A 21,503-nucleotide genomic window follows, 5' to 3' on the forward strand; every position below is an offset into this window, starting at 1 on the left:
TGCCGGAGGAGTGGCTCGCCCACATTGCGTCAGCGCGATGGAGCGCGACGTCCTCAGAAAGCGCTGAATGTCCAAAAAACTGAAGGACCGTGCGGAGCTTGCCGATCTTCGTCGAGACACCGCAGGGCGAGCTTCTGGCCTTCTTGAAGGCCGGCCTGTTCACCGGTTCCTATGCAGGCCGGCGAGGAGGTCTCGCTGGGTCAGTAGCGGCCGTGAAGTGCCGCCAAGAGGAGTTCAGCGTTTCGGCCGGTTGACCTCGATTTATCATGAAGGCGCCGGATCTGCTCCTAGGCTCCAGCGCGTGCTGAACGCGCGCCAGAAGCGGCTCTCAATGGCGGCAAAGTGCCAGGCGAACAGTCGATCTCAGCGTAGCGGCTGCACTCTGCCTTTTAGCGCAGTGCCTGCTCCAGATAGTCGCTGAAGGCGCGGGCTTTCTGCGAAGGGCGTCGCCCGGCGGGGAACACGACAAAGGCGGTCACCGGCTCGAGGCTGTAGTCAGGAAGGATTTCAACCAGAGCTCCCGAGACAAGCTCGTCCGCGCACATCCACCTCGATGCGATCGCAATACCGAGGCCGGCGCTCGCACAAGCGATAGCACCTGCGGCAGAGCGGGTTCGCACGCGCGGGCTGACGGGCTGAACCTCGGTAACGCCTTCGCGATGGGCGGTCCAATTCTGATCGCCCGTATCACTGGGACCGCCAATGAGATGGTGCTGACTAAGCTCGGCGAGTTTTGTCGGTGTGCCGCGTCGTGCGAGATAGGTAGACGCGGCCACGAACAAACGGCGGCTAGCGGCAAGTTTACGCGCCACGAAACTGGAGTCCGGCTGGTTGCCCAGGCGGAGCGCCATGTCTGCGCCTTCTGCGACGAGATTCTCGTAGCGGTCGGACATCATGAGATCGACCTTGAGCAAAGGATGCCGCTCCAAGAAACCATGCAGCAGCGGTACGATCTGCCGCACCCCATAAGTCGCCGGCAGAGCCACCCGCAATATCCCCGACAACTGATCCGCCCCACGCGCTGCGCTCTCCGCCTCTTCGATCCCAGCAAGTGCCTCGCGCGCCCGGGAAAGCAGCGCCTCGCCGGCATCAGTTAGCGAAAGTTCGCGGGTCGTACGCGTGAGTAGCTTGACGCCCAGCCGTTCTTCCAGCGCCGCGACCGTCCGCGAGACGGAGGGTTGCGACAATCCGAACTCTCGGGCCACTTTCGAGAAGCTGCCGGTTTCCACCGTGCGAACGAACATCGCGAGTTGCTGGAGCCGATCATTCATACGGAATACGTATACATTATATGAGATCGGCAGCGCTACTCGCCGATTTGCGCATGATTTAACTCCTGAGCAACACGCCACTCAACGGCGGTTCACAAAGCTGAAAGGAGTAAGACCATGGACAATCTCAGGGGCAAAGTAGCAATAGTGACCGGCGCATCGAAGGGCATAGGCGCGGAAATCGCCCGGCAGTTCGCCGAGGCGGGCGCGGCCGTTGTCGTCAACTACGCGTCGAACAAGAGCGATGCCGACAAGGTGGTGGGCGAGATCCTGGGCGGCCACGGCAAGGCCGTTGCGATCCAGGCGGACGTAAGCAAGAGCGCCGACGTTAAGCGGCTGTTCGCCGAAACGAAGACCGCGTTCGGAAGGCCCAGTATCCTCGTCAACAATGCGGGCGTGTACCGCTTCGCCCCTTTGGAGGAGGTGACGGAAGCAGAATTCCATCGCCAGTTCGACACCAACGTGCTGAGCATCCTCCTAACGACGCAGGAAGCCGTAAACGCCTTTGGCCCTGCCGGCGGCAGCGTAATCAATCTTAGTACGATTTCGAGCACCAATCCTGTGCCGAATTCGGTCATCTATTCCGCCTCGAAGAGCGCGGTGGATACAATCACCAAGGCGCTCGCCAACGAGCTCGTGGGCCGCAATATCCGCGTCAACGCGATTGCACCCGGCATGACCGAGACCGAGGGTCTGGCGGTGGCAGGCATCGAAGGTGAGACTGCCAGAAATATCGGAGCAACCTTGCCGATGGGCCGACTGGGACGGCCCGATGACATTGCGCGCGTCGCAATCTTCCTCGCTTCGGACCAATCCGCCTGGCTGACAGGCGAACGCATCACGGCCTCCGGCGGCCAGCGTTAGGCGGCCGGCCTTTCTTCGACGGCACTGCGGGAGCGTCTTGGAGTCGGCCTCCCTCATATCCTTCATCCAGAACTGACGGAGAGAACTCATGTCTGAGCCCGAACAATATGACGTGGTGATCCTCGGCAGCGGCCAAGGCGGCAAGCTGCTCGCATGGCACCTGGCCCGCGCGGGAAAGAAGGTTGCGGTCGTGGAACGCCGATGGATCGGCGGCTCCTGTCCAGCCGTCGCTTGCCTGCCGAGTAAGAATGAACTCTGGAGCGCGCGGGTCGCACATCTCACCCGTCACGCCGCGGAGTTCGGAACGGTCATCGGACCCGCTGTGACCGACATGGCGCAGGTCCGCCGCCGCAAGCAGGACATGATCGACCGGGAGGTCGCCTTCCATCTCAACGCCTACGAAACCAGCGGCGCGGAGCTAATCATGGGGAGCGGCCGTTTTGTGGCGCCAAAGACGCTCGAAGTGGCTTTGAACGGCGGCGGCACGCGACTGCTCGTTGGTGATAAAGTCGCAATCAATGTCGGCACGCATGCGGCCATTCCGAGCATTCCCGGCCTTGAGGCGGCACGACCGCTTACACACATCGAAGCCCTGGAGCTCGATGTCTTGCCACCGCATCTGATCGTGCTCGGCGGCGGCTATGTCGGCCTTGAGCTGGCGCAGGCCTACCGCCGTTTCGGCAGCCGCGTGACCGTAATAGAAGCCGGTCCTCAACTCGTCGGCCGCGAAGATCCTGACGTCGCCGATGAGATGCGTCGGCTTCTTGCTGGCGAAGGTATCGAGTTCCTTATAGGGGCGGAGCCTCTCAATGTGCATGGCCGCTCTGGCGAAGGCATCAGCGTGGCCGTGCGCACCTCATCAGGCGAGCCGACGTTGGAGGGCAGCCATCTCCTTGTTGCGGCGGGGCGCGTGCCGAACACTGCCGGAATTGGTCTCGAAAAACTTGGCGTCGAAATCGACGGACGCGGCTACATTCGGGTCAACGAGCGGCTGGAGACGTGCGCGCCTGATGTTCTGGCGCTAGGCGAATGCGCCGGCAGCCCGCAGTTCACGCATGTCTCCGTCGACGACTTCCGCATCGTCAGGGACAATCTGGCAGGCGGCAACCGCAGCGCGCGCGATCGGCTGGTGCCCTACACGATGTTCACCGACCCGCCGCTTGCCCGTGTCGGGCTAAGCGAAGGCGAAGCACAACGCCAGGGTGTCAGCGTGCGCGTCGCAAAGTTGCCGATGAGCAGCGTCTTGCGCACCGAAGCAACTGAGGAAACCCAAGGGTTCATGAAGGCTGTCGTGGGCGGGGATGATGACCGTATCCTAGGGTTCACGATGATCGGTTCCGAAGCCGGCGAGGTCTTGGCTGCCATCCAGACTGCCATGCTGGCGAAGCTGCCGTACCCGAAGCTTCGCGATGCCGTCATCACGCACCTGACGATCGCAGAGGGACTAGGAGCTCTCTTCTCCAACGTGCCGCCTAGGTCGAATCAATAGCGATGAAAACATCACAGGCAGGTCCAGTTGATATGACGGGATCTGCCTGCGTCTGACCTGCACATTAAAAATGACGCTCGAGCGACGCAGCCAACGGTCTGCATCGGATCGGTCCCGACTATGCAACCGGGCACCTCAACGTTCTCCCCGGACTGATCTGTATTTCGAAGCTGCGGGTTCGTTCTCCGGTGCGGTCCTTGAACGGTTCTGTAATCAGAAGCAGCCCGGCCACGAGACTTTTCCTGCAAAGAAACGTCGGAGGGCCATAGCGACAACAACGCAGAGGGAAAGATCGCCTATCGTAACGGCCGAGGTACCGTTGCAAGCATCTGGATCTTGGATGTGAGGCGGTCGATATCTCTTCGACCTGATTTCGAGAAGGCTACCGCGCGGGGTTCTCTGGATCGCCAATGTGCGTATGCTATGCGTGGACTATCGAACAATAACGAATTGTTTTTCGTGAGGGAGCTGAGAGGCGCCACAGGGTGTTCCCACCGGGAGGTAACAAGGTCGAAGATGCGGCGCAATGATGATTTTCCGGAATGGATTTCCGTAACTGATGCAGCGCCGCATCCACAGATGAACGAAAAAGGTGGGCTTTCTGCCCGCAATGCCCGGGGTGCAGGAATTCCTGAGCGCGAACTTCTCGCGCAAATTAGCGCTTGCCGATATGGCCGCGGTTTGCGGGCTTTCATCCTCTCATTTTGTGCGGGCTTTCTCCAGGACAGTCGGGGCGCCGCCGCATCACTACGTTCTCAATCTGCGGCTCGACTTGGCGGAGAGACTGCTTGCCGACAAGCGCATGGCCATTGCGGAGATCGCCCATGTGAGCGGGGTTCTCTAGCCAAAGCCACTTTACGACCGTCATGAAGAAATGCCGGCATCTAACGCCGGCGCAGGCGCGGGTGGGCAAGGTTATACGCGAAGCTTAGGCTGCATGCTGGAAGGCGGCTGGGCGCGAGGAGATGGAGGACGGCGTGTCGAGCGTTAACATAAGCGTCGGGCCATTGCACGTCGCTCGATGCGTGACTGGATGCGGGCTTCCGCTGGCTGGCTGAAATTTGGTTGGCCTTTACCGCCGCAAGGCGCGCCGCAAGCTTGGCAGGGGCGCAGGAAGAACCAACCCATTGGGATCTCCAGAGCTTCAGCTTCGGCGGAGGCAAAGGGTCGACGTGGTGCGCGGCTCGACGCACCGTACAGGGCCAGCAGCGGCATGCGGCGAAGCGCAGGCCAGTCTCCCTGGTTCGATCCCGGAAGTCCATCTAGATCGATTGAGACAAGCGGAACCTAATTCCATAACCTGGTATCTACCAGCCCTGCCGACCATACCAGTCATCGACATCTCGGCGTACGCGATCCTTCTCGATGCCGTAGCGTTCCTGGATCAGGCCCTCGAGCTGATCGCGTTTGCCGCCAATGCGGTCGATATCATCATCAGTGAGCTTGCCCCACTGTTCCTTGACTTTACCTTTGACCTGCTTCCAATTTCCTTCGACGCGGTTCCAATCCATCGTGGCTTCTCCTTCGAATCACACATCGGAAGAACGGACATATCGCCCTCGAGTTCCGCTATAATCGGGAGAGGCGGGCTGGGAAGATGGTGGCGCACGTTGGTTTGATCGGCGCGATGATCATTGCGGAAGTTTCTAAGCGCTCCCATCCGTTTCGCTATCCTCATCGATTTGGCGCACCGGCAGGTAGGCGTTGGTTTCCAGCCACTCGCGCAACACAATCTGAATGAGATCTGACCGGCCGATCTTCATCTCTCCGGCGATCGAGTTCAGCGCGTCTTCTGTTGCCGGCTCCAGGGGAACGCCAGCGACGTTTCGCAGCATCAAGGCGGCGCGGCGAAGGATAACTTGAAGATCCGGCCGCGGCATGTCCGCGATGCGGTCGGCGGCACGCTCAAGCTCTTCGGCAATGGATGCGCGGGTCATGGCTCCATTTTTGCCACACCGGCGGTGGCCTGCCCAGTACAAGGGCAGGATTTAGTTCGCGTCAGGCGACTTTGGCCGTGGGTTTGGCAGGAGGTTTCTTCCGAGGGACCGGCTTCCGCCCCAGACCCGACGCCTTTGCCAAAGCGGACCGCTGTTCCGCATAGTTCGGCGCCACCATCGGGTAGTCGGCTGGCAATTTTCACTTGGCACGGTATTCATCGGCCGTCATGCCAAGGTAACGAAGGTGGCGTTTCAGCGATTTGAACTTCTTGCCGTCGTCAAGACAGATGATGAAGTCCGCAGTAACCGACTTCTTTGGATTGACCGCGGGGACCTGCATCTCAACTGCCGGCGCGGCAGGCTTGCTCAGACCAGGCAGGGAAGCGTGTAGAGACGCAATGAGGTTTGGCAGTTCGCCGGCCGGCACGGGGTTGTTGCTGACATATGCGGCGACAACACCCGCGGTTAGCTCGACAATCTCAGTGACACTATTGGTCCGCTCCGGCAATTATTGGAACTCCTATTGCTTCGGCACCTTCTACTTGGGATTTGCCTCTTCGCAATTCGCGAAAGAGCAAAACGTTCTGCGGTTGTAGATTGGCGCGATCGTATACGACCGCGCTGGCGGGTGTCCCGGTGTGTCATACTCTCAAGATGATGCAAAGCCAGGCGACCAGAAGATCGCGCCAAAGCCTCGAAATTGCGGCCTAATTCGGCTTCACGTCGCGGTGCGGGCAGTCCTGCACTTCAATCGACGTTCAGGGGCCGCATCTCGAACGCTGGCGACGCGGATGTCCGTCGCGCGCTCCACGATGCTGACGGCGGCGAACCGCCGGTCCGCATTTCGCGGCAGGAGCGGCGCAGCCCGGTTGCCGTGCTGTTTCATCATATTCGGTCATCAGCGAAAGTCGCTGACCTGACCTTGGTCGTGTGTGACGCGTATCGACATCATACCGGGTTGGCGTCCGGTCGTCACCGTCGACCCTTCGATGAGGACGCCGCCTGAATGGCGCTTGGCGCCCCAATCTTGTCAACTCCTCCACGACAAATTCGGCCATCGATGGCTCCTGAAAGCCCGCCCAGCGCGTCAGCCGTATCCCGCGGTTTTCTGGATCCAGTGCTCGGCCTCTAGTGCTGCAAATTATTCTGGAGACTTGAGGTTCCGGTAACTTGCGAATTCGAACTCACTGATCTTGCGCGTGCCGAGATCGGTGACGCGCACCCAGGGTTTGCCGGATGTTCGCCCGGGCTTCAGTGGTCGCTGGACGACCTTCACAACGGCATGAACATGGCTGTGGGCTTCCACTGAGGTGGTGCTGATCACCTTCGTGCCGTTCATCGCCTCAACTTTGAAACTTGCCATCGGCCCGATCTCTCCGAGGCGATCCTAGCCAAGTCCGAATTCGAACGGAACTGTCGTGGCTGTTGCTGGTGAACAGGAATTGCTTGCTAAGGTGCTGGTGCACGAAGGCGGCTATTCGAAAGATGGGCGGCCTTGTTCGCTTAGGTGCAACTGATGGTTTGGGGGAGCGTTGCTACCCTTCGCCAGCATCATCCTCCGCTGGCCGGCTCCCATGAAGCCCGTCACTGTTTCCGCAGTGGCGGGCTTTTTGACATCCGCTGACTGTGCGTATCGGCGCAGCAACTTTGGGGCAGTATCGGTGACAGACCGATGGCTTCGTACATCATACGACGACTCGCAGAAATAGACCCAAACCAGCTCTGCGGCGCCGGCCATCCGGAGCCGCGACAAGACCGACCCCTAGCGTTTACCCATTCGAGGCGTCCGGTCCGACAGGAACCATGCGGCGATCAGATCGTCGCCAGCAATCTGGCCGCGACCGTCATCCCCGATGCCGCGACCTTTCGGGAGGCCTTAGTGGTACGCGCCGTACCGTACTCTCTCGCCTGGAGATCAACCAGGCGCGCGACGAGGGCTAGCGACGTCTCGACTTTAGGGTTCATCATTTTCATTTGTCCGGTTGAATGGCGATTGACATGCACAACCCGCCGCCAACGTGGCGGCGGGTTGTGGGGTTCGTTCGAGGTCTCAGTCGTAGACTTTGACGATCTTGCGGGTGCTCGGGTCCACCAAAACCGTGCGGTTGTCGACCACCACATATCGGTATTTGACATTGGGAACCTCATGGAGCTCGACCGTGTCCGGCAGAGCCGTGCCGACATTCAGCTCAAGTCCGAGAAGGTTCACGGAAGCCAGCGGTTGCTTCTTCACGTATTGGCGCACGACGGTGTCCTGTTCCGGTGTGATGACCACATCCTGTGCCGCAACTGCGCCGACGCCGGCCAAAAGCAATAGCGCCGCAGCAGTGCTGGTAAGGTGTATCCTCATGGTTTTTCTCCTGTTGTTCCGGCGACAAATTTTCTGCGCGCCAGCCATCTGAACACGTCGGCAGGCCGAACGTTCCTCTAGCGGACTTCAGTCTGAACGCTGACCAGACCAAAGGCCGATCACAAAACGCGATGGTCTTACCTCTTGAGACTAGTCGGAACGGCTTAGGGGCCAGGGTAGTTGCTTCTCCAAATTCGGAGAAAGCAGATGGATAAAAGCATTGGCCAAGCGCGTTGGTTGCTCGCGCCAATTTTCGCGACAGCCGTCACATTTTTGGTGATCGGCATATTCCTTGGCTGACATGTCGTGGATCGGCACAGCTACGTCCCTTCCTGTGCTGATAGGACCCGCAAGCCGCCTCGGTGGCTGGCGGGCCCTCTATTTCAGTATGTTTGGTGAGCAAAAGACAATGACATCGATCCAGAGAACCAATGAGAGTGGCAAAGCAAACCAACCGGCAAATGACAACGATGATCCTGCGCCTGGGCTCTTGGACGCTGTTTCTTTGACGAATGAGGAAAACATTGTCGACCTTGTCAGGCGAACCGAGCGCGTGGCGATTTTGGTGGCGCTGGGAATGGGGGGCTGGTTGATGTTAGTCCCCGCAATCTACCTTGTACTGAGTACTGAGCCACCGAATATGAACGAACAATTGCGCCCGCTATAGGGCATTTGCCTCAGCCCGGTTTTGAAACTGAAACGCGCCGGTTCGAGGTGGGTGCCTATGTATTTGTGAGTATCTCGTTGGAACCACGCCAACCAGAGTGTCTGCGAATGAGATGGCGGCGAAGTTCGTGTAAACTTCAGGCAACTTTTTGACTTACTTGCAGAATCGGCTGCTGCAGCGGCGTCGAGCGATCCCGCTAGGGCGAAACTGTCCACAGCGCATCCAATTTGCCTGGGGTTCCTAGAAGCTTTTCGAACTTTCTGTCTTGCGGCTCCCGTCGAGATGCGCGCGCTTCTGAAGGAGGTCGGGGTGTCTGGATCCGCTGTGGTGCAACCTTGATCCAAGCATCTATGGGGGTTCGAGTCGGTAGAGCGCTACCGCTTTCCCCCCACTCAGAAGACTGCAGTATTTTGTACGGTGTTGGGCGTGATGGACCTGTCTTGGTGCTGCAAAGACTGGTGGGGAACGGGAAAGTCTGACCCGAAGCCGACGAACGTTTCCACGACGCGAACGACAGCTTCGCGCCTCCAATCGGTCGTTCGGGTGACCCCTGCCCTTCTCCAGAAGCGGATATCGCTGGTGTCAACGCCACGGGCGAGTTTGCGCCAACCGCCGACATTTGCGCGGGACGCAGCGAGCGTCGCGATCCGCGGGAAAGCTGTGCATCGGGTGTCTGTAATCTGTCGCGAAGAACAGCGGCAATAAATGTTCATCGGCCTCCATTTCGTTCGCATCCCGCCCTGGCTCCTATCCCGTAGATCCGGGCCTGCAACGATACCCGCGCAGATTGTTGTATTATGGTAACAGGCCCCGACAAAGCGGCATCATGATCACGTCATAGACAGCTCATTCGCCACCTCTGCGGGGACGACAGCCTTGGGTTGAGTTAACGTGCGCGAACGCGGGTGACGGGCTGGCGCGGGTGGCGACTTTTGATCGCCTCCGCGCCTCCGCTGGTCTTGGGGACGACAGGCTTTCGGGGGGCCGCCTTCATCGGGTCGGGAATGCCGAAGCCGGACATAATGGAGGGGCTCATGCCTCGGAACCTGTCCTGGCGCACCGCGCTTGTAAGCTCCACTGCACTTGTTTCCTTGACCGCAACGCTGGTCGGCCCGCTGGCGTTTTCGGCTCCAGCGCTGGCACAAAGCGGCGGCACGGGTGGTGGAAACTTCATCGACGGCGACAGCGTGGGTGGACCTGGCGGTGCGAGCAAGGCGACGACTGCCGGCGTGAATGGCGGGAACGGCCAAACGAACACGGCCGCCGGCGGTGGCGGTGGTGGTGGCACGACCGGCGGCACCGGTGGCACCAGCCAAAATGGCGCTTCTGGCGGCACCGGCGGCGTCTCGGGGATCAACAACGGCAACGGCGTGAGCGGCGCGAATGCCGACGCCTTTCTAACCTTCAACGGCGGCGGTGGTGGCGGTGGCGCGCACGGCCGCATGGTGACGACGAATTCCAGCGTGTCCAGCCCAATCGCTGGTGGCAATGGCGGAAATGGCGGCAATGGGCTTGGTAGCGCAGGCGGAGGCGGCGGCGCCGGCGGCTATGGCGTGGTGGTCGAAAATGGCGCGACTGTCAGAGTCGACGCCTCAATCACCGGTGGCAACGGTGGCAACGGCGGAATTTCTCAAAATCCGTTTGGCGCCAACGGCGGCGATGGAGGTATCGGACTTGCCACGGCGGGCGCCTCGACAATTACCAACGGCTCCACAATTTCCGGCGGCAACGGCGGCAACGGCGGCAACAACGTCGGCTGCTGCTCGACGCAAACGATCCCGGTGCTCGGCGGTCATGGCGGCAATGGAAGCGCCGGCGTTTCGCTTGTCTCCGGAGCCACATTCACTAACCTCGGGATGATCACCGGCGGCAATGGCGGCAGCGGTGGCAACGACAATGCGGCTCCCACCACGGGCGGCAATGGCGGCAATGGCGGGATAGGCGTCACCGGAAGTGGCGCAACAATTAGCAACAGCGGAACAATCACGGGAGGTACTGGCGGCGTTGCCGGGACCGGAGGCACCAATGACGGTACGGCTGGGTCCGCCGGCTTCGGGGTGAGCGGAAGCGATCTGACGATTGTCAACAGGGGCTCGATTTCGGGCGCATCCGGGACCAACGCGATTGTCTTTGCTGGCGGTGCCAACACACTGATGCTTGAAGCCGGCTCGATGATCACGGGCAACGTCGTCGCCTTCAGCAGCGCCGACACCCTGGCATTGGGCGGCAGCGCGAATGCCAGCTTCGACGTCTCACAGATCGGCGTGGCCGCTCAGTACCAGGGCTTCGGCGTGTTCTCGAAGACAGGCACCAGCATTTGGACACTGACGGGAGCAACAGGCACGGTGACACCCTGGACCATCAATCGGGGCACGCTGTCGATCTCCTCCGATGCCAATCTCGGCGCCCCGTCGGGCGGGCTTACCTTCGACGGGGGTACGCTGCGGAACACGGCGGCCCTCACGACAGCGCGAAACGTCACGCTGAACGCAGGCGGCGGCACCTTTTTGACTGGGGCCGACCTCACCGCCGCCGGTGTCGTCACAGGCGGCGGCTCCCTCATCAAGACCGGCGCCGGCACGCTGACGCTGTCCGGTGCCAACAGCTACACGGGTGGCACGTCCATCCTGAACGGCACACTGCAGGTTTCAGCCGACGCAAATCTCGGCGCCGCCTCGGGCGGGCTGGCCTTCGACGGTGGCACACTGCAGAATACGGCGGCGCTTGCAACGGGACGCAGCGTCACGCTTGAGGCTGGCGGCGGCATCTTCCAGACCGATTCGAATCTCACCGTGACCGGTGCGATCTCCGGCTCCGGCAGCCTGACCAAGGATGGCGCGGGCACGCTGACGCTCACCGGCTCCAACAGCTACCAAGGGAACACGCTTATCGAGGTCGGTACACTTGTCGGCAATGCCGCATCGTTCCGCGGTAATATCGGCAATGACGGCACGGTGGTGTTCGACCAGAATGGCAACGCGACTTTCGCTGGCGGTATCGGCGGCTCGGGGAATATGGTGAAGGACGGCACTGGCACACTGGTTCTCGCCGGCATGAGTACGCTCGACTGGTCCGTCGATGCCGGCGACCTCGTCAGCGCGGGCGAGCGTTTCGGCGGCGATGTCGCGATCGGCTCCGGCGCGTCGTTCACGTTTGAGCAACGTGCGAATGCAACCTACGCCGGCAGCATCTCGGGCGCCGGCGACTTCCTGAAGACAGGTGCGGACCTTCTGGAAGTCACCGGCAATTCCGCTGCCTTCGCCGGCGCCACGACCGTCGATGCTGGTACGCTTGCGGTCAACGGAACGCTCGGCGGCACGATCGATGTTCTGGCGAACGGCCGTTTGCAAGGCAACGGCACGGTTGGAACCACAACGGTGGCGGGCACCATCGCACCAGGCAACTCCATTGGGACGCTTACGGTCGACGGCGACTACACCCAGCTTGCCGGATCCACCTATGAAGCCGAAATCGACCCGGACGGCAGTTCCGACCTGATCGATGTGACCGGTGCTGCCGGGATCGAGGGCGGCACCGTCTTTGCGCTCAAGGCGCCAGGCGGCTACGACACCGGCACCCGCTACACCATCCTGACCGCCGCTGGCGGCGTTACCGGCACCTATGGCACACTTGACCAGAACGCGCCTTTCGTCGACCTTTCGCTCGCCTACGATCCAAACGCCGTCTATCTCGACGTAGCCCGCAACGACGCGTCGTTCTGCGATGTCGCAATCTCTGCGAACCAGTGTGCGGTCGGCGATGGCGCCGAGGGCCAGGGGCCTGGCAATCCGATCTATGACGCGATCGTCGGCTTGCCCGACGAGGAAACGGCCCGGGATGCCTTCGATCAGCTTTCTGGTGAGATACACGCTTCGATAAAGGGCGCCATGCTGGACGACAGCCGCTTCGTGCGTGAGGCGGCAACGAACAGGGTGCGGGCCGCCTTCGGGGATGGCTCTGGATCCTCCACGCCGGTGCTGGCTTATGGGCCGGATGGTTCCGCCCTGACGCCTGAGGAACAGGCGCTGGTGCGAGAAGGCAAGAGCGCGCGCTATAGTGCTCCAGGGGCAGCGCCCGCTCCGGCCGATACGGAGCGCTTTGCGGCGTGGGGGCAGGCCTTCGGTTCATGGGGAACATGGGACAGCGATGGCAACGCCGCTTCGCTTGACCGTTCGACCGGCGGCTTCCTTGTCGGCGCAGACGGAATGATCGCCGAAAACTGGCGGCTGGGCCTGCTTGCCGGTTACAGCCGCAGCTCGTTCGATGTCGATGATCGCGCGTCCTCCGGCGACAGCGACAATTACCATCTCGGTGTTTATGGTGGCGGCCAGTGGGGCGCGCTTGGCCTGCGGGCCGGTGCGGCCTACACATGGCACGCCATCGAGACGGCGCGCTCCGTCAGTTTTCCCGGCTTCACCGACCGTCTCACCGCCGACTACGACGCCGGCACGGCTCAGGTCTTCGGCGAGCTCGGCTACCGGATCGACCGCGGCTCCTTCGCCTTGGAGCCTTTTGGCAATCTCGCTTACGTCAACGTGCATAGCTACGGCTTTACCGAGGATGGCGGGGCGGCCGCGCTCACAGGCGCCAGCGGTACCACCGACGCCACCTTCACCACGCTCGGCCTGCGTGCTTCGACCGAGTTCGGGCTTGGTGGGATGAAGGCCAGGGCGCGCGGCATGCTCGGCTGGCGACATGCCTTCGGCGACGTCACGCCGCTCGCCGATTTTGCCTTCACCGGCGGTGAGGCCTTCACCGTCGCCGGGACACCGATCGCTGAGGACGCGCTCGTTCTCGAAGCCGGGCTTGATCTCGCCCTCTCGGAAAAGACCTCGCTCGGCCTCTCCTATTCCGGCCAGATCGGCGACGGCACCAGTGACCACGGGTTCAGGGCGGATCTTTCCGTGAAATTTTGATCGGTGGCGGAATCTTTGAAGGCTCCTATTGCCAGCGAAATTGGCATTCGCCGCGAATGCTTGGTCGTCAGGATCGGGTCAATTCGTTGTTACGGTTCCAGCAGACTTAATGTCGGCAATTTTCGTTGCGAAAGCCAGAAGCTGACCGTCAGCTCGCGGCTAACGAAGATTGTGATGCGTAGATGTTGAACTTCGATTCACCGGCAGGCCAGGCAACATTTCGCCGGTGGTCATATACACGATCGCACCGCGTGGCGCCTAAGCTACCTGAAGGTAGCGCTGCATCTGCTGGACATACGCAGCGCGGTGCAGGTTTGTGTCGCTATCGCTCTTGGACGTCAACCGTCCCGACGCCACCAAGGCACATGTCCTCGACGCCGCGCGCGACGCTGCTTTTTCAGGTCTGACAGCCCCTCTGCCGCCTCTTCGCCGGCGGCCAATGGCGGAAGCCGCCGAGCAGTTGCTCGCCAGAGCCGGATGCCTGCCTTCTGTCTTGCGGACCCAGGAACCTGTGGTGTTTGGTGAACGGCAGGAAGGTTCAGATGTCAGTTCGGCGAACGTTGCCGAACTGGAGCCGGAAGTCCCCGAGCCGGACAGGATGAACGGTGCGCGCTCCGACAGCAGCGCTTTGGCCGAGGGGGGCGAACCCTTCAACATCGCCGCCGAGTAAGCGCGACGGCCGGAGCTGCCGCGCGGTTCCGGCCAGCTTGCTTTTGGAGAATTTTCCGGCCGCGCATTGGCGCGCGGCCGGGGACCTCGACCTAAGAACGGCAGCAATGAGAAGCTGATGATCTTGGCATGAGACACCATCGCCCAACAGGACAGCGCGTTACCATCAGACGAGATGTATCGTCATTGAATGATCAGCCGTTCACCGAGTCCTTGAGAGCCTTTGCCGGCTGGAAGACGATCTTCTTCGATGCGGCGATCTTGATCGTGGCGCCAGTCGACGGGTTGCGGCCATCACGTGCTGGTTTGTTCTGGACCTTGAACTTGCCGAAGCCATTGAGGCTAATTTCCTCGCCCTTGGCAGCGGCTTCCGCAATGCCCTTCAACACATCCTCGACCACGGATTTCGCTTGGGTTTTCGACAGGCCGTGCGCGTCTGCAAGGCGTTCGGCAATATCGATCGTGTTTACAGCCATCGTTTCCATCCCTTCTGAGTTGATTTAACGATTGGCCTTATGGCACAGGCAATTCCACATTGTCATCGCGTCAAGGAACGGAATGCGGTGCGAACCAACGCTCAAGCCAGGAATTTCCACCACTCTGTCGCGAAAGTCGCGCAGCGCATCACCTCGGCATCAGACGTCCGGCGTGGATGCGACCCTTCCCACCAATGCCTCACCGTGTGTGAGGCGTGACCGCAGCGGGATCATTCAGCCATACGGTGGAGGATCAGGTGTGACGCGGCTATGGGCAGCGCTCTAAGTGCCATTGCGCTCCAACAGGCGCTTCTCGCGGGTGGTCATGCGCTAAAGATCTGATCCTCACCAACACTTCAACGACTGACATCGACGCGCGGCCGGCTGCGATCTCTACGCAATGTCGCATCACATCCGTGGCTTCAGGCTTTGGCTTTGCCGACGAAGCACTCGACAATGTTCCACACCTTTTCCAACTCCTCGACTGCAGCGACATCGATATCGGAGGAGGCGACATGGGCGCCAAGCGTGGGCCGGCTCTGCACAGTCCTATTCTAGCGAGAAAGTGATCTTTACCTGCCGGTGAACGGCACCGATCAAAACGGGTGATATTCCAGCGCGTATCCACCAAGCCGTACGGTGCGAATGATATCGCCATGTGAGGAATGCTTGAGCGACTTGCGCAACCGGCTGATATGAACATCCACCGTGCGCGGACCGACATAAACATTGCCCGGCCAGGCCACCGCAATCAACTCGTCGCGGCTGACCACTTTTTCCGGGTTCTCGAGCATATGACGCAGCAGCCTGAACTCTATCGGTCCCAGTAGAATTTCTCTGCCGTTGCAACGCACGTGATGGCTGTCGACCTGCATTTCGACGTCGCCATATTTCAGCGACATGGCAGGCGGGGTCCGTACGCCGGGTTCTGGACTGGTTCCAAGTTTGAAGTGCAGGTAGTCAAGCAGCTTAGACGGCGCCAATGGCCTCACGAAACTTTCGTTGATTCCGGACTTCAACAACGCCAGATGCTGGTTCTCGGCACCAGCTGCAATCAGCGCAACGACGGGGAGGGCGCTTGTCCGGGCGTCCTGCCTGAGTCGGGCACAGTTGTCGGCCATACGATTGTCTGGCCGGCAATCGAGCACACAGGCCCGCACCGTTGTCTCGGCTGCCAATTCAAAGATTTCATCCACGTTGCTGGTCAGCGCACTGGTGAATCCGTCCACGGCAAGAATGTGGCTGAGCACGAGATAAAACTCCGCGTCATGCGTGCATATCACGATGAGTGGCTTCATAGTCGCGGTTCAGTTCTCTCAGGCGGCGTGGCGCAATGCCCGTCTCTTGGCACACCCCAACTGCCAGGCAACTGCCGGATTTCCGAAACGTCTCCGGTTTTCAGTCGATTGGCTTCGTGCCTCGCAGGACCTGCGATACGGGTCACCAGTCGGCCCTCAGGCGTCGCTTAGCCTTTCGAACGAGTACGACCTGCGCGCCCACTAAATCCCTAATTGATGACCGGCATCCGTTCGGGGGAAAGTTCACTTAAGAACTCGATTTCCTTCTCGCGAACGTAGATCACTTCCTCGAATTGAAAGACGGCGCCATTGATTTCCAGCTTGGGCTCAAGGTGAAGGATCATGCCCGGCCTTATAATTTCGGGATTATCTTTAGAAATGGATGGCGGCTCGGTGACGTCGAGCCCTCCGCCGTGGCCGATCCGGGAAACGAGACCATAAGCGGGGGGCAAGCCTGCATCGCGCCAAAGCTGCTCAAAGGCCCAAAAAACGTCTCCGGACGTCATCCCCGCCCTGACGCCATTTGCGAGCGCGACCGTGAGCCCGCGCGTTCGTTCGTATGCATCGATCTCCCAGCGTTCGGGTAGGCCGCCGCGGGCAATGCGATTTCTATCAGCCGGATAGCCACCATAGGTGGACCGGAAATCGGTCCAGGCGTACTGGCCGACCGCAAGGGGCTGCATCCGGGGTGGGCGGCTGTAGTTGAACTCCCCCCGGCAGAAGGTCATTGCAATCGGATCGGCGCATTCCGCTCCATTCATGATAATACGCGACTGGATCTGCCGACAAAGCTCGACTTCGGTAATGCCTAGACTGGCCTGCGAAACGGCATCATCGAAGGCGGCGTTGACGATCTCGAAGGAGATGCGCTTGAGGCCAGCTTCGAACGGCGATTTGATGATGCGGGTTCGCCACAAAAGATCCGTGGCGCTCTCCAGCCGGCCACCGCGCGCTCTCAAGCCATCCACGATCTCCAGAGAACCGCGACCAAGCATGTCCTGTCCATAGTCGATCGCGGCTTTTGTCGTAGCAGCCGGATCGCGAGCGGAAATCTCCTGGACGATGGCGCGCGCGCCTTCCGCAAGATAGCCAGCATAGTAGATGATCGAAAAAGCCCTCGGCCTCGATTCAAGGTTTCTGGACTCAATCCGGTTGGCTATGACGAGTATGTCGCGCTGGTCGATCACCACGAACAACGGCCGCGAATGATAGCCCCACGACAATGTTCGGTAGTCGGTGAAATACTCGATGTTTTTCTGATTGGTGAGAACCAGGAAGTCGACCGCGTCGTGGGCCATTTCGCGCCGGACGGCGGCGAGCCGCGTGGCCAGCTCGTCAAGGGGCACATCGGGTGATGGTGGTGCTGGAAGCATGGTCGCCTGCTCCTGGACTGTCTCTGATTATCGTCGCGCAGCCCGGTTCGCCGAGCTGTTCACTCGCCCCCTACCTTTTCGACTTCGAGCCTTTGCTCCTCGCATCCAGTTCCACCACGCAGGCCAGGCGGTCGAAGGGCGATTCCGTTACGCCGAAGACCGAGAAGGACTTGTCGGTCGTGCTCAACCGATAGAGGCGACGCAGCGTTGGATATCCGTTCTTGATCGTGAAGGTCTGTTGGGCTTGCTCGGAAGCCGGTGCGGCATCGATCAGCAACTTGGTTTTGGTGAATTGTGTTCCATGAGCGCGCAACGCGTCGCTGATGAACTTTTCCCCGAACTCACCAACCACCTCGTCGCTCAGGGAACGGGGCAGGTATGAGGTGTCATACATAATAGGCGTGCCGTCGGTGGAAATCACCTTGCGAACACACAACATCAGCCCATCAGGCGGCTCAAGCGCATCAAAGGCCGGATCCTGTATCTTTTCTTGCGTCAGCGAGAGGAGGCGAATCGTGGGCTTCAGGCCAAGCCGCAAAGCGTCGTCGTGAGAGGTAAGCGAGAAATCGAGGTCACGAACGAACCTTCGTTGCTCCCGCACGAAGGTCCCCAGCCCGGGCACCGAACGCAAGATCCCGGTAGGCTGGAGATCGCGCAATGCCCGTTTGATGGTGATTGGGCTTACCGCGAACTCCTCTGCCAAAGCCGCTGTTGAGGGCAGGGATTCGCCGATCGCATATTCTCCAGCACGTACCCGGCGCATGATTTCATGGCGTACGTTCTCGTGAAGGACCGTCCCGGTTTGTCCGTTCATTTCAACTCCCACCTTGGTATACTAGGGATACCTAGCGCATGCAGTGGGGGATGTCTATCCCCGTCACGTTGCTCGCATTGCTGGATCCATCGCGCAGCGGAATTTTACAAAACTCAAATATCATCTTCATAAAAATTTGACATACCTGTTATACCTGGTCTACCTTTAAGGACATTCGATGCTCAGGGAGTAAGCCGCATGGCAAGCAAGTACCGGCTCTTCAGCAAGATCACGGCCGCAGCGGCAGCCTGCGCTTTTCTCTTTTTGACGGCTGGCGCTTCGAGAGCCGAGACGACGCGCGAAAGGGTCTTGGGCGAGGGCAAGATCGTCATCGGCATCTCCAATGGCGCTCCTTGGGGATTTCGCGACAAGAATGGCGACCCTGCGGGCTTTCATCCCGATCTGATCAAGGCTGCCTTTGAGGGTCTTGGGGTGGGTAAGGTGGAAATCGTTGTCACCGAATTCGGCGCGTTGATCCCCGCACTTACAGCACAGCGTTTTGATGCGATCGCCGCCGGTCTCTACATCACGCCGGAGCGTTGCGCGCTCGTCGCCTTCAGCGACCCCGATCTCAAGCTTGCGGATGCCGCCCTGGTCGCCGAGGGCAATCCGAAGAAGATTCACAGCTACGCCCAAATCGCGGCAAACCCCGAGATCAAGTTTGGTGTGGGGCGCGGCAGCACGACTGCGAAGAATGCGGCGGCCGCAGGTCTGGTGGAGCAACGCACGCAGCTTTTCCCCGATATCCAATCAAACGTTTCCGCGCTGCTCACCGGCCGGATCGACGTTGCGGCATTTTCGGCGCCGACAGTGGCCCGCATTCTCGCCGACGAGAACATCCATGGGGTCGAACGCGCCTTGCCCTTCCAGGGGGTGCAGGAAGGTGGCAAGGAACGGTTCGGCTATTCGGCGATTGCGTTTCGCAAGGACGATGGTGACCTGCGAGACCTGTACAATTCCCGGCTCAAGGCGCTCAAGCTCGATGGCACGGTCGCGCGCATAATGGCCAGGAACGGATTTACCGATCAGGAGAAGGCGCCGGATCTGACCAGCGATCAGGTGTGCAAGGGGCAGGACTGACCGGCTGCAAGGCGGCGGGAGAAAATCGGGGCGTCAGGCGAGATTAAGCGTTGCTGGACAGCCTGCATTCCTACGGCCTAGCCCCACCGCATCTTGGCCAGCGAAGCCCAATATACGACCGAGCGAACGCCCCGCTTCATCGAGGCGTTCAGGATCCAGGGACGTTCAAGCGTGACCATTATCGAGATTTTCGTCGGCATTTTCCAAGGGTTCCGCATAACGGCCGTGGTTACCGCGTTGGGCGTGCTGTTTGCCGTGCCCTTCGCCTTGATTTTTGGCGTAGCCCAATATCTGACCAGCGGCGTCGCACGCTTCGCCATCACTGCCGTCATAGAATTCTGGCGTAGCTCCGCGGTGATCATTCTGCTCTTTGTCTTCTACTACGTCCTGCCGGTCGTCGGCATCCAACTTCCAGCGATCGCCGTGAGCGCTATGGTGCTGGGGTTGAACGCCGGTGGGTATGGAAGCCAGGCCGTCCGAGCCGGTCTCCAGTCACTCGATCGAGGTCAGATCGAAGCCGGTTCTGCGCTCGGGCTGCCGCGCCGGCATATCCTCAGCCTGATCGAATTGCCGCAAGCACTGACCAGGATGGCGCCGACCTTCATCAACCAGTTCATCCAGTTGATCAAAGGCACTGCATTGGTCTCTCTTGTAACTCTAACCGACATGACGTTCCGGGCAAAGGAAATCGCGGAACTCCAATACAACCCTGTCGGCGTCTACACGTCACTTCTGCTTGCCTATTTCGTGATCTGTTATCCTGTCACGGTGTTTGGCCGATGGGTGGAGCAGCGCATTGGCGCGGGGAGGGGCCTGACAAATGAATTTTGATCTTGCCTTCGCCGCCTCGACCCTTCCGACGATCCTTAGCGTCATCGGGACCACCATCGGCGTTGCGCTGCTGAGTTGCGCCGGCGCCTCTATCCTCGGGTTCAGCTTTGAGATCACTCGGCGAGCAGGATCCGTGTCCGGATATCTGATGCGTTTCGCAATCGACTTCATCCGCTCGACACCCGTGCTGGTCTGGCTCTATTTCCTTTATTTCGTCCTTCCTCATTGGGGTTTCACGCTGCCGGCGTCCGTGGTCGGCATACTGGGCCTGAGCATCTATTTCAGCGGATATCTGGCTGAGGTATTCAAGGCTGGCATCGACGCCATTCCTAAAGGCCAAGCCGAAGCCGCCAAGGCAGTGGGATTGAACCGGATCGATACCGTGTTCTTCATCCTGGCTCCCCAGATGCTGCGCAACGTCGCGGCCCCTGTCGGGAACCACTTTGTCTCGATCCTGAAAGCGACTCCTTATCTGGCCGTCATCGCCGTGCCGGAAATGCTGGGCAGGGCACTAGACATCGCCTCCGACTCCTATCGCTATGCCGAGCCGCTAACGGTCGTCGGCATTGTATTTCTCGTTCTGGCCCTGACGATCGCTCAGATGGTCAAGCTTCTCGAACGCAAGTTGCTGGGCCCAGAGAGCCGATGAACGACGCTGTCCATGCAATGCAACACCCGATCCTTGGGCCGACTGAAATCGGGCAAGGCAGTAACCCGGCCCGCCCGGATCAACCGGCCGTCGAGATCATCGCACTCAACAAGTGGTTTGGCAGCTTCCATGCTCTGAAGAACATCGATCTTGCCGTTCCGCAAGGCGCCCGGTTGGTGATTTGCGGTCCGTCAGGATCGGGAAAATCAACCCTGATCAGGTGTGTAAACGGGCTGGAGCGCTTCCGCAGCGGCGCCATTCGCATTGGCGGCGCCGATATCACCCGGGATCAGAAACAGCTGCAGAAAATTCGGCGCGAAATCGGGATGGTTTTCCAGCAATTCAATCTGTTTCCACATCTGACAGTCATGTCTAACTGCACGATTGCCTTAAGACGTGCCCTCGGCAAGTCCAAGGCCGAGGCTGCCGCCATCGCGCTTCACTATCTCGAGCGGGTCAGGATACCGGAGCAGGCGCACAAATATCCGGGCGAGCTTTCCGGTGGTCAGCAGCAGCGCGTAGCGATAGCGCGCGCGCTCTGCATGAATCCGAAGATCATGCTCTTCGACGAGCCGACATCGTCGCTTGATCCGGAGATGGTCAAGGAAGTGCTCGATGTCATGGTCGGCCTCGCCGCGGACGGCATGACGATGCTTTGCGTCACCCATGAAATGGGCTTCGCCCGCAAGATCGCCGACCAGGTGGTGTTCATGGATCAGGGAACCATCGTCGAGATGGCGTCGCCCGCCAACTTCTTCGCCGCGCCGAGCCAGGAGCGGACGCGGCTCTTCCTGGAGAAGGTGCTTCGTTGAACAAAGA

The 21,503-nt window shown here is 60.2% G+C and carries 19 protein-coding genes and 1 pseudogene; 9 read left to right on the plus strand and 11 right to left on the minus strand.

Going from position 1 to position 21,503, the window contains the following annotated elements:
• Nucleotides 1–389: 389 nt before the first annotated feature.
• Complete coding sequence (locus tag FJ949_RS23815) at nt 390–1,271, minus strand: LysR family transcriptional regulator (RefSeq protein ID WP_140499714.1); 882 nt, start codon at nt 1,269–1,271, stop codon at nt 390–392.
• Between the two features lie 117 nt (nt 1,272–1,388).
• Between FJ949_RS23815 and FJ949_RS23820 the strand changes: the two genes are divergently transcribed.
• The 3 genes from FJ949_RS23820 to FJ949_RS30860 all read left to right on the plus strand — a co-directional run bounded on the left by FJ949_RS23820 (nt 1,389) and on the right by FJ949_RS30860 (nt 4,468).
• Nucleotides 1,389–2,135: a glucose 1-dehydrogenase gene (locus FJ949_RS23820; protein WP_140499716.1), complete on the plus strand. Its 747-nt coding sequence runs from the start codon at nt 1,389–1,391 to the stop codon at nt 2,133–2,135.
• An 88-nt stretch (nt 2,136–2,223) separates the two neighbouring features.
• Nucleotides 2,224–3,624 (plus strand): mercuric reductase, encoded by a 1,401-nt coding sequence (locus FJ949_RS23825; RefSeq protein WP_140499717.1) that lies wholly within the window; start codon nt 2,224–2,226, stop codon nt 3,622–3,624.
• 592 nt (nt 3,625–4,216) lie between these two features.
• The gene (locus tag FJ949_RS30860; RefSeq protein WP_224646664.1) at nt 4,217–4,468 is read left to right on the plus strand and encodes an AraC family transcriptional regulator; all 252 of its coding nucleotides are present in this window, start codon (nt 4,217–4,219) and stop codon (nt 4,466–4,468) included.
• 463 nt (nt 4,469–4,931) lie between these two features.
• Here FJ949_RS30860 and FJ949_RS23835 read toward each other — a convergent pair whose 3' ends face one another.
• From FJ949_RS23835 to FJ949_RS23855, 5 genes and pseudogenes are all read right to left on the minus strand, one after another.
• On the minus strand, nt 4,932–5,135 hold the full coding sequence (locus FJ949_RS23835; RefSeq protein WP_140499719.1) for a CsbD family protein: 204 nt from the start codon (nt 5,133–5,135) through the stop codon (nt 4,932–4,934).
• Between the two features lie 135 nt (nt 5,136–5,270).
• The gene (locus FJ949_RS23840) at nt 5,271–5,561 is read right to left on the minus strand and encodes a hypothetical protein (RefSeq protein WP_140499721.1); all 291 of its coding nucleotides are present in this window, start codon (nt 5,559–5,561) and stop codon (nt 5,271–5,273) included.
• Between the two features lie 61 nt (nt 5,562–5,622).
• Nucleotides 5,623–6,069 (minus strand): annotated as a pseudogene (locus FJ949_RS23845) (MucR family transcriptional regulator).
• 633 nt (nt 6,070–6,702) lie between these two features.
• Nucleotides 6,703–6,924 (minus strand): hypothetical protein, encoded by a 222-nt coding sequence (locus tag FJ949_RS23850; protein WP_140499723.1) that lies wholly within the window; start codon nt 6,922–6,924, stop codon nt 6,703–6,705.
• 687 nt (nt 6,925–7,611) lie between these two features.
• Nucleotides 7,612–7,911 (minus strand): DUF1236 domain-containing protein, encoded by a 300-nt coding sequence (locus FJ949_RS23855; RefSeq protein ID WP_140499724.1) that lies wholly within the window; start codon nt 7,909–7,911, stop codon nt 7,612–7,614.
• A 1,701-nt stretch (nt 7,912–9,612) separates the two neighbouring features.
• Between FJ949_RS23855 and FJ949_RS23865 the strand changes: the two genes are divergently transcribed.
• Complete coding sequence (locus tag FJ949_RS23865; protein ID WP_140499728.1) at nt 9,613–13,494, plus strand: autotransporter domain-containing protein; 3,882 nt, start codon at nt 9,613–9,615, stop codon at nt 13,492–13,494.
• A gap of 331 nt (nt 13,495–13,825) precedes the next feature.
• Complete coding sequence (locus FJ949_RS23870; protein ID WP_140499730.1) at nt 13,826–14,164, plus strand: hypothetical protein; 339 nt, start codon at nt 13,826–13,828, stop codon at nt 14,162–14,164.
• A 193-nt stretch (nt 14,165–14,357) separates the two neighbouring features.
• Here FJ949_RS23870 and FJ949_RS23875 read toward each other — a convergent pair whose 3' ends face one another.
• From FJ949_RS23875 to FJ949_RS23890, 5 genes are all read right to left on the minus strand, one after another.
• Nucleotides 14,358–14,639, minus strand: coding sequence for an HU family DNA-binding protein (locus tag FJ949_RS23875; protein WP_095089546.1), 282 nt, complete (start codon nt 14,637–14,639; stop codon nt 14,358–14,360).
• A gap of 422 nt (nt 14,640–15,061) precedes the next feature.
• Complete coding sequence (locus FJ949_RS31020; protein WP_263496526.1) at nt 15,062–15,184, minus strand: hypothetical protein; 123 nt, start codon at nt 15,182–15,184, stop codon at nt 15,062–15,064.
• A 51-nt stretch (nt 15,185–15,235) separates the two neighbouring features.
• The gene (locus tag FJ949_RS23880) at nt 15,236–15,937 is read right to left on the minus strand and encodes a response regulator transcription factor (RefSeq protein WP_140499732.1); all 702 of its coding nucleotides are present in this window, start codon (nt 15,935–15,937) and stop codon (nt 15,236–15,238) included.
• Between the two features lie 209 nt (nt 15,938–16,146).
• Nucleotides 16,147–17,310 carry a M24 family peptidase gene (locus FJ949_RS23885; protein ID WP_140499733.1) on the minus strand — a complete coding sequence of 388 codons (1,164 nt, stop codon included), beginning with the start codon at nt 17,308–17,310 and terminating at the stop codon, nt 16,147–16,149.
• A 70-nt stretch (nt 17,311–17,380) separates the two neighbouring features.
• A complete protein-coding gene (locus tag FJ949_RS23890) occupies nt 17,381–18,124 on the minus strand; it encodes a GntR family transcriptional regulator (RefSeq protein ID WP_140499735.1) in 744 nt (247 codons plus the stop codon).
• Nucleotides 18,125–18,322: 198 nt separating this feature from the next.
• Between FJ949_RS23890 and ehuB the strand changes: the two genes are divergently transcribed.
• The 4 genes from ehuB to FJ949_RS23910 all read left to right on the plus strand — a co-directional run bounded on the left by ehuB (nt 18,323) and on the right by FJ949_RS23910 (nt 21,496).
• Nucleotides 18,323–19,204: an ectoine/hydroxyectoine ABC transporter substrate-binding protein EhuB gene (gene ehuB / locus FJ949_RS23895; protein ID WP_140499737.1), complete on the plus strand. Its 882-nt coding sequence runs from the start codon at nt 18,323–18,325 to the stop codon at nt 19,202–19,204.
• Nucleotides 19,205–19,375: 171 nt separating this feature from the next.
• Nucleotides 19,376–20,035, plus strand: coding sequence for an amino acid ABC transporter permease (locus tag FJ949_RS23900; protein WP_140499739.1), 660 nt, complete (start codon nt 19,376–19,378; stop codon nt 20,033–20,035).
• A complete protein-coding gene (locus FJ949_RS23905; protein ID WP_140499741.1) occupies nt 20,025–20,684 on the plus strand; it encodes an amino acid ABC transporter permease in 660 nt (219 codons plus the stop codon). Before FJ949_RS23900 ends, FJ949_RS23905 begins: the two co-directional genes overlap by 11 nt.
• On the plus strand, nt 20,681–21,496 hold the full coding sequence (locus FJ949_RS23910; RefSeq protein WP_224646666.1) for an amino acid ABC transporter ATP-binding protein: 816 nt from the start codon (nt 20,681–20,683) through the stop codon (nt 21,494–21,496). Before FJ949_RS23905 ends, FJ949_RS23910 begins: the two co-directional genes overlap by 4 nt.
• Nucleotides 21,497–21,503: the final 7 nt, after the last annotated feature.

The organism is Mesorhizobium sp. B2-4-1 (assembly GCF_006442185.1).
Lineage (GTDB): Bacteria > Pseudomonadota > Alphaproteobacteria > Rhizobiales > Rhizobiaceae > Mesorhizobium.

What these genes read in the sequence shown, in the direction of transcription:
- FJ949_RS23815 (WP_140499714.1), bottom strand. Translation starts at nt 1,271, where the DNA reads ATGAATGATCGGCTCCAGCAACTCGCGATGTTCGTTCGCACGGTGGAA.
- FJ949_RS23820 (WP_140499716.1), top strand. Translation starts at nt 1,389, where the DNA reads ATGGACAATCTCAGGGGCAAAGTAGCAATAGTGACCGGCGCATCGAAG.
- FJ949_RS23825 (WP_140499717.1), top strand. Translation starts at nt 2,224, where the DNA reads ATGTCTGAGCCCGAACAATATGACGTGGTGATCCTCGGCAGCGGCCAA.
- FJ949_RS23835 (WP_140499719.1), bottom strand. Translation starts at nt 5,135, where the DNA reads ATGGATTGGAACCGCGTCGAAGGAAATTGGAAGCAGGTCAAAGGTAAA.
- FJ949_RS23840 (WP_140499721.1), bottom strand. Translation starts at nt 5,561, where the DNA reads ATGACCCGCGCATCCATTGCCGAAGAGCTTGAGCGTGCCGCCGACCGC.
- FJ949_RS23850 (WP_140499723.1), bottom strand. Translation starts at nt 6,924, where the DNA reads ATGGCAAGTTTCAAAGTTGAGGCGATGAACGGCACGAAGGTGATCAGC.
- FJ949_RS23855 (WP_140499724.1), bottom strand. Translation starts at nt 7,911, where the DNA reads ATGAGGATACACCTTACCAGCACTGCTGCGGCGCTATTGCTTTTGGCC.
- FJ949_RS23865 (WP_140499728.1), top strand. Translation starts at nt 9,613, where the DNA reads ATGCCTCGGAACCTGTCCTGGCGCACCGCGCTTGTAAGCTCCACTGCA.
- FJ949_RS23875 (WP_095089546.1), bottom strand. Translation starts at nt 14,639, where the DNA reads ATGGCTGTAAACACGATCGATATTGCCGAACGCCTTGCAGACGCGCAC.
- FJ949_RS23880 (WP_140499732.1), bottom strand. Translation starts at nt 15,937, where the DNA reads ATGAAGCCACTCATCGTGATATGCACGCATGACGCGGAGTTTTATCTC.
- FJ949_RS23885 (WP_140499733.1), bottom strand. Translation starts at nt 17,310, where the DNA reads ATGCTTCCAGCACCACCATCACCCGATGTGCCCCTTGACGAGCTGGCC.
- FJ949_RS23890 (WP_140499735.1), bottom strand. Translation starts at nt 18,124, where the DNA reads ATGAACGGACAAACCGGGACGGTCCTTCACGAGAACGTACGCCATGAA.
- ehuB (WP_140499737.1), top strand. Translation starts at nt 18,323, where the DNA reads ATGGCAAGCAAGTACCGGCTCTTCAGCAAGATCACGGCCGCAGCGGCA.
- FJ949_RS23905 (WP_140499741.1), top strand. Translation starts at nt 20,025, where the DNA reads ATGAATTTTGATCTTGCCTTCGCCGCCTCGACCCTTCCGACGATCCTT.
- FJ949_RS23910 (WP_224646666.1), top strand. Translation starts at nt 20,681, where the DNA reads ATGAACGACGCTGTCCATGCAATGCAACACCCGATCCTTGGGCCGACT.